Origin of the sequence: Streptomyces sp. (assembly GCF_036566765.1) — a bacterium.
Lineage (GTDB): Bacteria > Actinomycetota > Actinomycetes > Streptomycetales > Streptomycetaceae > Streptomyces.
On record NZ_DATCVQ010000560.1, the window covers coordinates 1 to 12,890 of the forward strand.

Annotated in this window: 15 protein-coding genes; 10 read left to right on the forward strand and 5 right to left on the reverse strand. The window is 69.0% G+C overall.

The genetic code is table 11. The features are described from left to right. Positions 1-196, forward strand: a 196-nt coding sequence (locus tag VIU94_RS32335) for an SgcJ/EcaC family oxidoreductase (protein WP_331916921.1), incomplete at its 5' end; no start/stop codon positions are given. Between the two features lie 717 nt (positions 197-913). Then, the gene (locus VIU94_RS32340; RefSeq protein ID WP_331916923.1) at positions 914-1,375 is read left to right on the forward strand and encodes a hypothetical protein; all 462 of its coding nucleotides are present in this window, start codon (positions 914-916) and stop codon (positions 1,373-1,375) included. Positions 1,376-1,544: 169 nt separating this feature from the next. On the opposite strand, the gene VIU94_RS32345 is transcribed toward VIU94_RS32340, so the two are convergent. After that, a complete protein-coding gene (locus VIU94_RS32345) occupies positions 1,545-1,688 on the reverse strand; it encodes a hypothetical protein (RefSeq protein WP_331916925.1) in 144 nt (47 codons plus the stop codon). Positions 1,689-1,697: 9 nt separating this feature from the next. Between VIU94_RS32345 and VIU94_RS44810 the strand changes: the two genes are divergently transcribed. The 3 genes from VIU94_RS44810 to VIU94_RS32360 all read left to right on the forward strand — a co-directional run bounded on the left by VIU94_RS44810 (position 1,698) and on the right by VIU94_RS32360 (position 3,778). Beyond that, positions 1,698-2,024 (forward strand): DUF4158 domain-containing protein, encoded by a 327-nt coding sequence (locus tag VIU94_RS44810; protein ID WP_331916927.1) that lies wholly within the window; start codon positions 1,698-1,700, stop codon positions 2,022-2,024. Then, the gene (locus VIU94_RS32355; RefSeq protein WP_331916929.1) at positions 1,981-2,727 is read left to right on the forward strand and encodes a hypothetical protein; all 747 of its coding nucleotides are present in this window, start codon (positions 1,981-1,983) and stop codon (positions 2,725-2,727) included. The genes VIU94_RS44810 and VIU94_RS32355 overlap by 44 nt, the downstream gene beginning before the upstream one ends. A 238-nt stretch (positions 2,728-2,965) precedes the next feature. Further along, a complete protein-coding gene (locus tag VIU94_RS32360) occupies positions 2,966-3,778 on the forward strand; it encodes a hypothetical protein (protein WP_331916931.1) in 813 nt (270 codons plus the stop codon). Positions 3,779-3,902: 124 nt separating this feature from the next. On the opposite strand, the gene VIU94_RS32365 is transcribed toward VIU94_RS32360, so the two are convergent. From VIU94_RS32365 to VIU94_RS32375, 3 genes are all read right to left on the reverse strand, one after another. Next, on the reverse strand, positions 3,903-4,820 hold the full coding sequence (locus VIU94_RS32365) for a hypothetical protein (RefSeq protein WP_331916933.1): 918 nt from the start codon (positions 4,818-4,820) through the stop codon (positions 3,903-3,905). Positions 4,821-4,974: 154 nt separating this feature from the next. Continuing rightward, positions 4,975-5,769 carry an NsdA family TPR-like regulatory protein gene (locus VIU94_RS32370; protein ID WP_331916935.1) on the reverse strand — a complete coding sequence of 265 codons (795 nt, stop codon included), beginning with the start codon at positions 5,767-5,769 and terminating at the stop codon, positions 4,975-4,977. A 25-nt stretch (positions 5,770-5,794) separates the two neighbouring features. Further along, the gene (locus tag VIU94_RS32375) at positions 5,795-6,010 is read right to left on the reverse strand and encodes a hypothetical protein (RefSeq protein ID WP_331916937.1); all 216 of its coding nucleotides are present in this window, start codon (positions 6,008-6,010) and stop codon (positions 5,795-5,797) included. A 160-nt stretch (positions 6,011-6,170) separates the two neighbouring features. Here VIU94_RS32375 and VIU94_RS32380 point away from each other — a divergent pair, with 160 nt between their 5' ends. From VIU94_RS32380 to VIU94_RS32400, 5 genes are all read left to right on the forward strand, one after another. Beyond that, on the forward strand, positions 6,171-6,563 hold the full coding sequence (locus VIU94_RS32380) for a hypothetical protein (RefSeq protein WP_331916939.1): 393 nt from the start codon (positions 6,171-6,173) through the stop codon (positions 6,561-6,563). Further along, complete coding sequence (locus tag VIU94_RS32385) at positions 6,563-8,293, forward strand: hypothetical protein (protein WP_331916941.1); 1,731 nt, start codon at positions 6,563-6,565, stop codon at positions 8,291-8,293. Before VIU94_RS32380 ends, VIU94_RS32385 begins: the two co-directional genes overlap by 1 nt. Before the next feature lie 271 nt (positions 8,294-8,564). After that, positions 8,565-9,488, forward strand: coding sequence for a CehA/McbA family metallohydrolase (locus VIU94_RS32390; protein ID WP_331916943.1), 924 nt, complete (start codon positions 8,565-8,567; stop codon positions 9,486-9,488). Between the two features lie 42 nt (positions 9,489-9,530). Beyond that, positions 9,531-10,097 carry a hypothetical protein gene (locus tag VIU94_RS32395; RefSeq protein WP_331916945.1) on the forward strand — a complete coding sequence of 189 codons (567 nt, stop codon included), beginning with the start codon at positions 9,531-9,533 and terminating at the stop codon, positions 10,095-10,097. 74 nt (positions 10,098-10,171) lie between these two features. Beyond that, the gene (locus tag VIU94_RS32400) at positions 10,172-12,274 is read left to right on the forward strand and encodes a hypothetical protein (RefSeq protein WP_331916947.1); all 2,103 of its coding nucleotides are present in this window, start codon (positions 10,172-10,174) and stop codon (positions 12,272-12,274) included. A gap of 89 nt (positions 12,275-12,363) precedes the next feature. On the opposite strand, the gene VIU94_RS32405 is transcribed toward VIU94_RS32400, so the two are convergent. Next, entirely contained in the window at positions 12,364-12,567 is a 204-nt protein-coding gene (locus VIU94_RS32405; protein WP_331916949.1) for a hypothetical protein, read from the reverse strand. Positions 12,568-12,890: the final 323 nt, after the last annotated feature.

The window sequence follows — 12,890 nt, forward strand, 5'->3', positions numbered from 1 at the left end:
CAACAAGCAGCTCAGCCTCCGCTTCGTCGGCAGGGACGCCGCGATCGTCGTCAGCGAATCCGGCATCCTGTTCCCCGGCCAGACCGAGGTCTCGGACACGGGCAAGGTGAACGCGACCTGGGTTTTCGAGAAGCGGGACGGTCAGTGGCTCATCGCCGCCTATCACAACAGCCCGGTGCTGGCGCCTGGGCAGTGAACCCTTCCCCGTAACCGACAGTGACGTCGTGCAGCGGCACGAACACCCCAACGTCGCCGACAGAGACGCCGAAGACCCCGGCCACCCCCCCCAGGCCTGCGCCAGCCTGACCTGCACCGACAGAGACCAGAGCCTGACGAAGTCGCTACGGGCCGTTCCGATCCTTGCCGCAGGCCTACTCCCGGCCCACACACCACAAGAAGGGGACAAAGCCCCGGCGAACCCCACGTGAAGTTGCCGAAACAGGGGCAGAGGTTACAGCAAGAAGCGTCAACCTCCCCGCCGAGCCGGGTCCGTCCCCGGGTGCGGGTCATTGTAGGGTCCGGGACGGATCGTATCGGTTCGGCCTGGAACATGACGGTCCGACACGGACCCCGAGGAAGCCGCAGGGGTCCACGGGCCGTGTGGGGTCCGGTGGTGCTTCTTGCTGTAACCAAGCTTTACGGTGCCGACCAGTGCCGTGCCGACTCCAGCCCGGGACGTGAGGCGCATCTGTGCCAGATCGTGCCCTGAGCCGTCGTCGTCCTGATCCGCCCTGGCCGTCCTCAGGCGTATGCTCTGCTCGGCAGACAGCGCCTGCCCGCTCCGAGTCATGGTGGCCCCACGTCCACCGCGACGGCGAAGACAAGGTTCTCCGAATCGCGCACGCACTTCCGCCAGGTCATCCAGACATCCACAGCGGGGTGGACGTGGGCAGCCCGCGAGATGGAGAACCCGATGACCCGGAACCGTCGCCAGAAGACTGCGATTCGCGCCCACCAGGCCGCCACCGAGACGACGTACCTCAACGCCCGCCGCCGACAGCTCTCCTGGCCGGCATTGGCCAAGGTGATGGAGCAGCACGAGAAGCTCAACGACTTCGGCATCGGCGTCTTCAACCCTCTGCGCATGACAGCCGAGCAGCGCCGCGCCGAGCTCGCCGCCGACCGCGAGAAGCTGCTCAGGAGCGAGGACCTGGTAACGAAGACGGGCCTGTGGCTGCGTGACAACATCACGCCGATCAAGACCCCCACCGCCGGCAGCTACACCGTGAAGCACGTAATGGAGCAGGCGACCGGCGCCTACGCCACCAACGGCGTGTTCATCGCCGCTGCGCTCATCGTCGGATACACCTTCAGGTACGACCCGCCGAACGTGCGATTCGGCATGAGCGAGCGGGACCTGAATCGCTTGCGCTGAGCGTTGGCCGCCCCGTCCGCACAGGCGGGGCGGCCGCAGCCACCCTCCAGCCGCAACCGGCCCATGCCTGGACCGTGCTGTACGGGAACGGGGCGCGCCCGGCTGGCGCCCAGGCCCGTCACTGGAGACTTCACCATCAGGGCGAGACAGCACTGTCAGAAGCTGCGCATCACGAAGCCGTCGTGCCCGCGCAGTCCGGTCCGGGCTGCAGCCAGGCCCACTCGACGAACAGCACCAGGGTGCAGGTGGTGACCGCGGCCAGCGGCAGTCCGGTCTCCGCGAAGTAATCGCGCTGCGGCGTACGGACGGGCACCGGCTGGGTATGGCGGAGCAGATCTGCAGGGTCCGGTACATCGGCCGGTTCCTGGGCGAGGACCCGCTCGCCGTGCCGTGGGAGGTCGTGGAGTACCTGGCCGGACAGCTCGGCATCGCAGACGCGTCGTGCCTGAAGCGGTATCCGGAGCGGCGCAGGACGCCGTACGAGCACGCGCAGGAGATCCAGGAGCGGTTCCGGTCCGGGACTTCACCGACCGACGGTGGGGTTGGGAGTTCCGCGGGGCAGAAACGAATGTACGTGCCACTCCGCTTGGGAGATGATCTCCGGCGTGACGAACGATGTAGGGGCGGTAGTGGCCTCGGGCGACGATGATGCCCGTGGCTGGAGCGCCCGGTTGGGGTGGGCATTTGGTCTCATAGCGGATGATCCCGCTGCCCGAGCAGCGGCGCTTGCCCACCTGGATACGGCCAGGCAGAACACCTGGGACGCTCTTGATCGGTCCAACGAGTTGTGGCAGCTCACGTTGCCGCTGGGGACGGAGGAGCAGTACCAGGAGTCGGCCTTCAAGCGGGCGCGCGAGGAGTACGACGACGTCCGCAGATACTGCCTTCCCGACGGATTGTGGGAAGGCGCCAGCGGGGTGGGGATCAAGTCTTGGCCGGGTCTGCCGTACGCGCTTCTATTTCTGGAGTGGGAGGCGCGGTATCCGCAGGAATGGACAGAGCACGCCAAGGCTTGGGGAACCAAGCAGGCCCTCATCCGCCGCGTGGCTGTCCCCGACCACCACGAGGCGGTCAGGGAGAAACTCACTCGCCTCGTCGAAATTGTCGTCGAGCGGGCCTATCGGTGCAAAGATCGCGAGTACGTTCGCGTTGCCCGGGCAGTCGACAGCGACGACCTGCGCCGAAGGCTCGGTAAGGCGGTCCATTCGGACAACCCCTGGGCTCGGCTGCATGCCGGCTACCTTCTCTGGCTTCTCGATCGCCCTGAGGTACCGAACACACGCCATGTCTGGCGGGCGTGGCTGGCATCAGTATCGGGTGGGCGGTCAGCCCTGACCACGCCTCGACGCTAGTTCAGAGAACCGGCGCAGGCCTCCGCCCGAGAGCGCTACGGCCTGCACACGGTCGGCGCGCTCGCCGCGATGGACGAGCAGGTGGTGTGCCGGATCCTGCGCACGCCCGCGCGGTGGATGTGCTCTTCAGGACGGCCCATTTGCGCCCTGCTGGCTTTTCCCCGGCACGCATCCCCGCGCCGGACGTGCGCCTCTGGCACGCTCACCCCAACGAAGATCGTCGCAAAGGGCGGCAACTATGGGCGCACTTTCGGGGCTGTGGAAGCGGACGGACACCTGGATCTTGGTCATGGTCCTGCTGTGCGGGCCGTGGGCAGTCGGTGGCGTACTGCTTGGCTGGCATGGTGAAGAGCTCGGTTGGTGGGACAACCGGCCCGTCATTACCAACCTATACTCCAGTTTCGTCAGCGCTCTTGTGGGGCTTCCACTAGCCGTGCTTCTTGTGACCTCGCTGACTTCCAGGCATGAGGAGACGGCGGCACGTACAGCGGCCTTCCGGAGGGCGGCACAGACCGCTCGCCTGTTCCGAGAGGCGTTGCTGGGCAAGTTCCCAACGGGTACCCCTGAGATGGCCGGCACCCAACTGAGAGAGCTGCAGGCCGCATGCAGGGTCTTGCGCCACGCCACGAACTCGGAGCGAGGCCTAGCCCGAGTTCCTGGGTCGTCGCACCTGGGCGGCGAAGTCGTCGCCATCAACGAGGCGCTAGAGCGGGCTTTTGTTGCCGAGGCGCGTAGCTCGCAGCAAATGCAATGGTTCGCCGAGCTCCGGACGTACTGGAGGCTGCTGGATACCGAGGTGGAACCGTATCTCGACGAGCTCGGCCTCAGTCCAGAGCAGCCGGTGCAGATCGCTGACGCCCTGAAGCAGCTGACGGCCGATCCTCCTGCGCCGTTCCTCCAGCTGACGGGAGGCCTTACTGTGCGCCCCCTGAAACTGCGGCAGCAGGCGTTGGCCATGATCAACGGAGCCACCGCCCTGCTGTACCTGCTCGACCAGGTGGACGACTTGGAACGCATCGAGCAGTACGCCCGTACGGGCGGCCACCACTGACAGCACGCCGAGCTGGCGTGCGGGCCGGCACCGCCCCGGTATGTGACTCCTGTCCTCAGCGTGTCGCTGACGTAGGCCGCTGTTCCTCCGGGTCTTGAGCGCCCGGAGGAACATTCATGAGGTCCTAGAACAGGGGAATGTCCATGCTTCCCGCGACGATCTGTGCGGCAGCGGTCCAGCCGAGAGCCGGCAGGTTCTGCTTCGCGCTCTGAAGCAGCCGCTCCGTGAGCTGTCGAACGCGACTGCTCTCGGGCTCGGCGGCGGCGAGTTCCGCCTGCAGCGCCCCGGCGTCAGCGAGGACCGTGGCTCGGGCTTCTTCCGGGACGTCGGCGGTATGGGCGGCCGCCAGGACCTCGCGCGCGAAGCTCGCGAGCTGCTGAGGGTCGTAGCCGAACGTGTTGTGCTGGACGTTGTTGGTGCCGATCTGGGGAGCACCCCCATGAACCGTGACCTTGAACTCGTTCTGCACGCTGGGCTGCTGCTGGTTGTGCTCGTTCAAGAAGTTCCTCACCGAGACCTTGTCGTGGGATCCGCACTCGATGCCGAGTGCGGTGAGAGTGACCGCCTGTGCCTGTACCGGGCTGCGTTCGACCATTGCGAGCCCGGCCTTCTCGAGGTGGTCCACGGCCCGCTGAACCTCGTCGAGCTCGAGGACGCGATCGTAGAACCACATGTGCCGAGTCCCCACGAACGTACCCAACTCGACCCGAGCCCTCGGATACAGCTCCATGGCCGCCGCGACCAGGGCGTCAGCGGCAAAATCGAAACGGCGCCGCGGGTTGTCACGTACATCGGAGAGTCGCTCCGCCTCGATCACGCCGGCGGGCGTAATGCGGCACTCCAACCCGGATGCGCTGGTGCCTCGGTTGTCCACCAGGCCGCGGTTCGCGAGGTGCTCGATGAGCATGATCACCCGCGCCTCGCTGAAGTGGTACCACTCCGCGTCGTAGCGATCCGCGGCGCTGACGGCGCACAGGATGTCGCCCTCGGACTGGGCGTTGATCCACAGCAGGAGCCGGGCCGCATCATTCTCGGTCGTCACGCCCCGATGCTAAGCCGGAGAGGTGAGCTGTGGACCGCCAGCCGAGAATTCTCTGCCCCTCAGCAGACCCCGTCCGCAGGCGCACCCGCCAAGGCCGGTGACGCCAAGCAGGCCTGGCACGCCGTTTGAGTGCCAGGCCCGTGGTCGAAGGCGCTCAGCGATCCCGGTCGTGCTGTTCGGGCGGCAGTGTGACGGAAGGGATCGCGAGTGCCTGGCCCAGGAGATCTTGCGGGCCGCCATCGAGAGCAGTGTGGAGGGTCTTGGCTCGGGACCGGATGAGCCCTCTGCGGTAGGGGATGGGCAGGCGCTCGAAGACGTCGGTCGCCATGGTGGCTGCCGCTGACGGATCTCCGTCGAGGCGGAGGCAGGTCGCGGTGTCCATCGCAATCAGGGCGCGGGTCATGACGGAGGGGGAGGTGGTGAGGTACAGGGCGTCGTCCTGGGCCGAGTACGCGGATTGAGTGTCCCCGAGCAGGGTGTACGCCTGCGAGAGGTGGACGAAGTGCTTCTGCGCGGGATACCCGAACCAGGTATCGGCCGCTTCCGGTCCGTCGAGCCGCTCGGCAAGGACGTGCGTGTCCCTGACCGCGTCCCGGGCACCCCGGTGGTCTCCGATGGCGGCAAGCGAGCGGGCGGTGACCGCCGCCGAGAGCGCTGCGGCGCCGGTGGGCGCCCGGCCGGCCGCGCGGCGGGCACGGGTGGCTATCCGCAGCGCCACTTCGGGGGCCCCGTAGTTCAGGGGCACCATCGCGTGGCGAGCCAGGACCCAGGCGGTCATCCGGCGGTCCCCGGACTCCCGCGCCGCCTTCTCCGCCGTCGTGAACCAGCGGCGGGAGTCCTCCATATCGCCGCGATCATGCTGGACGATGGCCACCAGGCCGGCGATCCCGGCGGCGGTGCGCGCGCTCTGGCAGGGCCAGACCTCGCGGCACGGCGGCCAGGACGGCACCGTGCCCGAGGCCCCTGACCGTCACTCAGTCGGAAGGGCCAGACTCGCCGTCGGCACAACCGCCGGCGCCGAGGGCGCGGCGTTGCGCGGGTGCCGCCGTGGCGGGGGTGGCGAGAACTCCGCGCGCCCGCAGCTCGTCGAGGTCGGGCAGCCGGAAAGCGGGCAGTCCGTCGAGGAGGTCGGCCTGGGCGGCGCGGATGCCGTGCTGCGGGCCCGTGCCGAGGGGGCGGCGGTCTGTCACGCGATCATCGTACGGTCCGCCCCTCCAGCGGCAGTTCGAGGTCGAACCCCGCCGCGCCTGGTTATCCACAGCACTTCGTTCGTCCACAGGCTTCTGCGGCTCGGTGCCGCCCGGTGGGACGATCAAGTCACTGCACGACCGATCTGATCGGGGGAATCCGATGCTTTCCGACACCATGAACATGCTCGCCTCGTCCGAGCCGAGGCAAGTGTTCGCCGCGGCCTGGGAGGCCTTCGACGTCGCCGGGCGTGTGGCCGACGCCGTCACCTGGGAGGTCGGCTCCGACGAGCTGCAAGCGCTCGTGGCTGCGCAGTCCTGTTCAGCGGGCCAGGCTCTCCTGCCGCCGCCGGAGTCCGGACGGCCGGCTGAGACGCCTGTCCTGGCGGAGGGCGCCGAGGGGCTCGACCCGTGGGTCGACCTGCTGCGCCAGGTGGAGGCCGCGCTGGTGCAGCTGAGCGACGGGCAGAGCGCCGAAGCCCGCGCGGTACTGGTCGAGGCCGCAGGGCACGCCGACGTCGGCGCCACGGCCCTCGCTGCCGTCAGGGGTCGCTAGTGCCGACCCTGGGAGACCTGTTCGACACGGCGGAGGCACGCCTGGAAGCCGTCGCGAGCACCCAACTCACGGTGAGCCAGGGTCAGACCGCGGCGCTCGTCGAAGACCTCGACGACCTGATCGGCCGGCTGCGCGAGGGACTCCAGCTGCACCGAGTGCGCGAGAGCGACGAGAGGATCAAGCGCCGCTTGAAGGCGCCGGGCGATCTCGTGCTGCAGCTGGACCAGGCGCAGGCCTCGCTGCAGACCGCGCGCGAGCTGGGGCCAGACCCCGACCGGACGGGACTGGGGCGGAACGGCGAGGGCATCGCCGATGCCACGCGCTCGGTGGCGGCGGCGCGAGATCTGATCGAGAGCCACCGCGGCCCGGACCGGGCGCCGTTGACGCCGTACGTGCACGCCTTCAGCAGCCAGTCCGCCCTGGACTACCTGGCCGGGCGCACCGCTCGTCTCGCCCGGCACGCCGGGCAGGTGGCGCTGCGGCTGTCGCAGGGCTGCGACGATCTCGGGGTGGTGGAGGCGCTCGCCGAGGCGCGGAGCTGTCTGGACCGGGGCTCGGCGCTGGGGCGTCTGGACGCCTCGGCCGCGAACGCGGCCCTCGCCGACTTCCCGCTCGCGCTGCCGGTCGAGCCGGTGCAGGCCTCGGCCGACGACCCGACCTCGCTGGTGACCCAGCTACTGGGGGACGACTGCGAGCGGCTGTCCCGCGCGGCCTTCGAGGCCCTGTACGGCACGGGCGACCACGGTCTGAGCGGGTCGGATCTACGGCAGCTGTCCCGTTGGGCGTCGATGAGCCGGCTGTTGGCCGGCAGGGTTGTGTTGCGCCTCGCCGAGCAGCCGCACCTGGACGACGATCTGACGGACGCGCTGCAGGCGTCCGCCCGACGGCTGCGCATGTCCGCGCAGGCGTGGCAGCAGGCGGCAGCCGCCTGGCACCGGATCGTCGATACGGCCGATCCGCGCGACCACCCAAAGCTCCCGCCGCCGAGCTACGAGATCGTGCGCCGTGGAGAGGTCGTCCGGCTGCCACAGGTCGTGCCGCACCCCGCGACCGTCATCGTGCACGCCTCCGCCCTCCGGGTCGGACGGCTTCTGTTCGGGGCGGACTGGCGTCCGGACGGCGGGAAGCCCGGGGAGCCACGGCCGGCCGACGCGATCCTGGGGGACGTTGGCGGTGAGGGGGCTCTCGCCGCCGCGCTGTACCGGCTGCCCGCGACGGGCTGGCAGGTGGCGGCGGCCGCCCCGGTGACCATCGAGCGGATCCAGGCGCGCCTGGTCACCGACTCGATCGAGCGCCGGCCGAACGAGCTCGACTCCCGGCTGCGGTTCTACCCGGTCCGCCCCCGGCAGGTGGAGGGGCTGGTCGGCGCGTACGACGCTGTGCTGCGCGCCGAACAGAGCTCCGCTGTGGCGCTGCTGAGGACGGCCCAGGCTGCGGGCGCCGCCGTGCCGCGGGCGACTCTGGACACGGCTGCGCACCAGATGATCGCCGCCAGCCAGGGGTGGGCAAGTCCGTCTTCCCGTCAGGACCAGCTAGCCTCCCAAGGACCGCGCAGTGAGCAGCGCAGCATCCGTCCATCGGGTGCTGCCGCCAGGACCCGCTCAACAACTGTCCCCCGTAAGTCCAGCCAAGAACGCTCCGTAGCGCTGCACCCTGGGGAGCATCCGTCCTACGTGCGGCGGTCCGCCTCCGATTCCGGGGAGTCTCGCCGGCAGGCACCTGCTCGCTGATGGGGCGGCAGCGGCACACGTGGCACCAGGGCGGGGGTCTCGTCGGCTCGGAAGGCGTACGCAGGGCCCTCCGTGAAGAGCCGGGTACCAGCGGTGCTAGTCGATCTGCACGGTGACACGGACGATCCGGCGGCAACGGATGGAAAGCTCTTTGCCCCATGTCCCGTCAGCCGTGCATGATCGAATAGCTGCCACGCGCAGCAGCGCCTCCCCTGGCCCGCCGTGCTGGCTCCGTCGGCGGACGAGCTGTCCGATCAACCAGGAGGACTAGATGCAGAGCCTGCCCTTCCATCAACCGGGCCGCTTCTGGCGAGGGAATCTCCACACACACACCGACAAGTCCGATGGGGCCTTATCCCCGGCGGCGACGGCGCAGTACTACCGTGACGCCGGATACGACTTCTTGGCCGTAACTGACCATTTCCGGTCCGAGTACGGCTTCCCGCTCACCAACACCGTGCCGCTGCGCACGGTCGGCTTCACTACGTTGATCGGCGCCGAGCTGCACGCGCCGCGTACGGAGGCTGGTCCGTCCTGGCACATCGTCGCGGTCGGGCTCCCGCTCGACTTCGCACCGCCCGCGCCGGAAGAGACCGGGCCCGAGCTGGCCCGCAGAGCCCGGGCTGCCGGCGCCTACGTAGGAATGGCTCACCCGGCTGCATCTCTGCTGACCATCGCGGACGCCGAAAGCCTGGACGCCGCGCACGCCGTGGAGGTCTTCAACGCGCTCGCCGCCCGCGAGGACCGCGGGGACAGCTGGCACCTAACCGACGTCCTTCTCAACCGCGGACACCGGCTGCACGCCTACGCAGCCGACGACGCACACCTCCAGCCCCAAGATCCGCCTGGCTGCGCCGCTTGGATCCAGGTTCGCGCCGAATCCCTCGCCCCGGACCAACTCCTGGCCGCGCTCAAGGCCGGGCACTACTACTCGTCGACTGGCCCCGAGCTGCTCGACGTCAGCCTGTCCAGCGAGCACATCACCATCCGCTGCTCCCCTGCCCGCAAGATCCTGATCACCGGCGGCGCTCCCGGGGCGCAGGTCGTGCAGGGCAAGGACCTGACGGACTTCACCCTGCCGCTGAGGATGTTCCGCGGCGGATTCTGCCGAGTCACGGTCGAGGACGACACAGGTGGACGGGCTTGGAGCAACCCCATTCACCTGTCGCCCACCGTCGCTGTCGGCACGCGATGACTCCTGCCCTCTCTCTCACCTACCTGACGAAGGGAACTCCTCATGCTCTGGCCCGCCCTGCGCGCGCTCGCCTACGGCCACATGGAGAACGACCAACTGACCTGGCTGCTCGATGACCTCAGTCTCACCAAGAACGTCCGGACCGAGGGCCCCGGCGCTGAGCAGAGCATCGCCCACCGCCAACTTGTCGACGACGCGGGCGTCCCTCTGGTCCTCGACCTTGCCAGGACCGGGGACTCCGGCTGGGTCTTCACCCTCTTCCACACCGGCCAACAGCCCGCCGCCGCCACCATTGAGGGATACCGGGAACGGTTCCGCGAGGCCGTGCGCCAAGTCGAGCTCACCCTCGTCCAGGTCGAGCCGCCGGCCTCCGCCGACGAGGTCCTGATCATGACCGTCGCGCCGGATGAGGCCGACTCGCCCTTCGGGTCCCACTGGAACCCGGCGGTCGAGGAGCTCGGCAGGCTGTGGGCGCACTTCGGGCTCGACAAGAACGCCCCCCGCGAGGTGAAGGAGGTCAAGCTGCGCGAGGCCATGCTCACGCCGGCCTGGCGGCAGGCTCCCAAGTCACTGCGCCACGAGGCCGAGGAGTTCCTCCGCGGCGCCTGACCACCCAACGAGCGCGCCGCCGTCCTGCCGGCGGCGCGCCCTTCAGCATCACCGAAAAAGATCAAGGGGGACCGATGAGCGATCAGCCGATCGTCGGGGCGGACACGAACAGCGCGCCGCCACTGTTGCCGGGAGCAGAGGAGAGGGCCGCGTACCTCCTCGCCGGAGAGGCGCTCCTCAGCGGCGACGGAAGCATCACCAGCACACCGCAGGCCAAGACCGTCGCGATCGAGGCACTCGCCCAACGGATGCGAGGATCCACCCCCGAACTGGTCCTTGCCGCCATGGGTCTGGTCGTCGGCAACGACATGGCCGCTCGCTTAGGCGACGGGCGCTATGTGCTCGTTCCACATAACGAGCAGTACCCCTCCATGGGCGCCGACGTACTGCACGTCGACGTACTCGACACCGACAACCCCCGCCACACCGCTGGCAGCGTGGTCCCCATGGACAGCCCTGAAGCGGACACGCTGATCCGTATGGTCGCGGTCAGCGAACTGATGGGCTCGTGGGCCTACGGATCGAACAACAACGTTCGGGTCCTCGCTCTCCAGCAAGCCGCCCGTGAGGAGTTCGGACTCGACGACGCGCTGGAGTGGAAGCTGGAGCCCAAAGTCGCCTTCGCCGTCGGTCTGGAGCTCGACTACAACCGCGGGGCACTGCGCGACTTCCTCCGGACCCAGTACGACATGACGCAGGAGTTCCTGCTGGCCCGAGGGGTCACACACGTCCTGTCCTACCGCGCGCTGAGCTGGCCCGAAGCAGCCCAGCAGCCCACCTGGGCCAGCGAGAGATTCATCGGCCAGTACGTCGAGGCCCGGGCACGCCCGCTGGCCAGCTGGTCGGCCGACCGGCAGATCGTCGCCGACTGGCTTGAGCAGCGTGGTGCCAGCGGTGTGGTCCTGGCCAAGCGCACACCCGTCAGGGACATCCTGGCCCTGCCCACCACCGGCATCGGCTACTTCGGCCAGAAGGAGTGGGTGCTGCTGCCAGGCGACCACACGGCCGTCCTTGACGCAGTCTTCACCCCGGTCTCCGGCGCTGCGCCACGCGAAACCACCAACGCGTCCGCCGTGTCCCTCGGAACCCCGGCCCTCCAGACTGCCGCGACCGACGAACAGACCCCGGCCCCCACGGCATCCACTGAGGCCGCCTCGCCCGCCCTGTGGCGCGCACCGGCAATCACCCAGCCTCTGGACCCCACGCAGCCGCTCGACCGCCAGATCCAGCGCGTACTCGCCGGCGTGGAGGAGCCGCCCGAGTGGTGGCCGCGCGACGACTCCGGGTACTCCGTCTCCCAGCGGGACCTCGACTTCCTACGCATCGCGCCGATCCAGATCCGGTGGCTGCTCACGGGCGAAGCCCCCATGGGCATGACGCCCGCCCTCTACCAGCACTTCGGCACGGAGATGCTGGAGGCCTTCACCCGGGACGGCATCGATCCGTCCCAGGTCGACATCCGCCTCAAGGGGACCGGCGCAGAGTTCTTCGCCGGCCTGCACAAGACCCTGCCGCGCGAGGAGGACCTGGCCGACCAACCGGAAGCCGCACGCCGGATGAGCATGTGGTTCGGGGACAGCCCTAAGCGACCGGTGCGTCCCCCTTACGACGCGAAGTGGCGGCTGGGCCTTGAGCCGGAACCCAGCGACTTCGACCTCGATATCAACTCCACCGCGATCGTCCGTGCGGCACGCGAACACTGGAGGGGCGCCCATCCCGACCGGTACCCGGGCGACTTCATGGGCGGCCACGGATACCTCGACAAGCAGGTCCTGGCCGGTACCCTCCCGGCGCTGGCTGCGTGGGCGAAGAGGTGGGAGGAGGAACTCGGCAGACCCATTTCCTTGGGCGTCTTCGAGTCCAGTGGCCCCTTTGACGCCACCGTCCTCGGGCGGGCTCTGTCCTCGCACTTCAAGGAGAGCGACTGGATCATCCACCGCCCGGACATGCCCATGGCCTGGCAGACACCGCGGTCTCGGCTGCCGGGCTCGCCAGAAGCCGAGGCCTCAGGCCAACCCCGGCCGTTTGCCGCGGCCGCGCGTTCACGCAGCACGACAACCTCCATGCGCTATGGACGATCCGGCCAACCGACGAAGACGGATTCCGGCGGCCACGGGCGGTCGACGAAGCCGCACCTGCCCGAGGGCCCAGAGACCGGGCGCGGGCGAACCCGGTAGGGGCGGTCGGAGGTCGGGAACGAGCTCCAACGACGCGGCGAGCTCGGCGTCGTCTTCGCGGCAACGACGGCATGCGGGTCAGGGAGCGATCAGAAGAACGACCAGCCGAAGAACACCATCACTGCAACCGCTGGCGTCCCGACCAAGCCGACAGCGAAGGAGCTCACCGCCAGCGACGCCTTCAAGGCCCTTTCCGGCAAGGTCGCGTCCGCGAAGCTCTCGGGCGTTGTCACCGAGGACAACGACCCGAACCATCTCCTCGGCCGTCCCAACCAGTACACCAGCAAGGTCACGTTCACGGACTCCCGCAGCAAGGTCGACGACGTTGCCGGCGCGGAGCCTGGCAGCGTCGGGCTCGGCGGAGCGATCGAGGTATTCGCGACCGCAGCCGACTCCCAGGCCCGCGCCGACTACATCCAGAACGTCACCAAGGGCATGCCCATGCTTGCCGAGTACGACTTTGTCAGCGGCACCGTACTCATCCGCGTCAGCCACTACCTCACCCCGACCCAGGCCGCCGACTACAAGGCCGCTGCCGCCGCCCTCGGGTAGGCGCCACCACGCTGGCGGACCTGCCAATCGCTCCCTTCTGGGCGGACGCTGCAGGTAGCCCGAA

Bases quoted from the DNA above. Each gene is read 5' to 3' on its own strand.
- VIU94_RS32340 (WP_331916923.1), top strand. From the start codon at position 914: ATGACCCGGAACCGTCGCCAGAAGACTGCGATTCGCGCCCACCAGGCC.
- VIU94_RS44810 (WP_331916927.1), top strand. From the start codon at position 1,698: ATGGCGGAGCAGATCTGCAGGGTCCGGTACATCGGCCGGTTCCTGGGC.
- VIU94_RS32360 (WP_331916931.1), top strand. From the start codon at position 2,966: ATGGGCGCACTTTCGGGGCTGTGGAAGCGGACGGACACCTGGATCTTG.
- VIU94_RS32380 (WP_331916939.1), top strand. From the start codon at position 6,171: ATGCTTTCCGACACCATGAACATGCTCGCCTCGTCCGAGCCGAGGCAA.
- VIU94_RS32390 (WP_331916943.1), top strand. From the start codon at position 8,565: ATGCAGAGCCTGCCCTTCCATCAACCGGGCCGCTTCTGGCGAGGGAAT.
- VIU94_RS32395 (WP_331916945.1), top strand. From the start codon at position 9,531: ATGCTCTGGCCCGCCCTGCGCGCGCTCGCCTACGGCCACATGGAGAAC.
- VIU94_RS32400 (WP_331916947.1), top strand. From the start codon at position 10,172: ATGAGCGATCAGCCGATCGTCGGGGCGGACACGAACAGCGCGCCGCCA.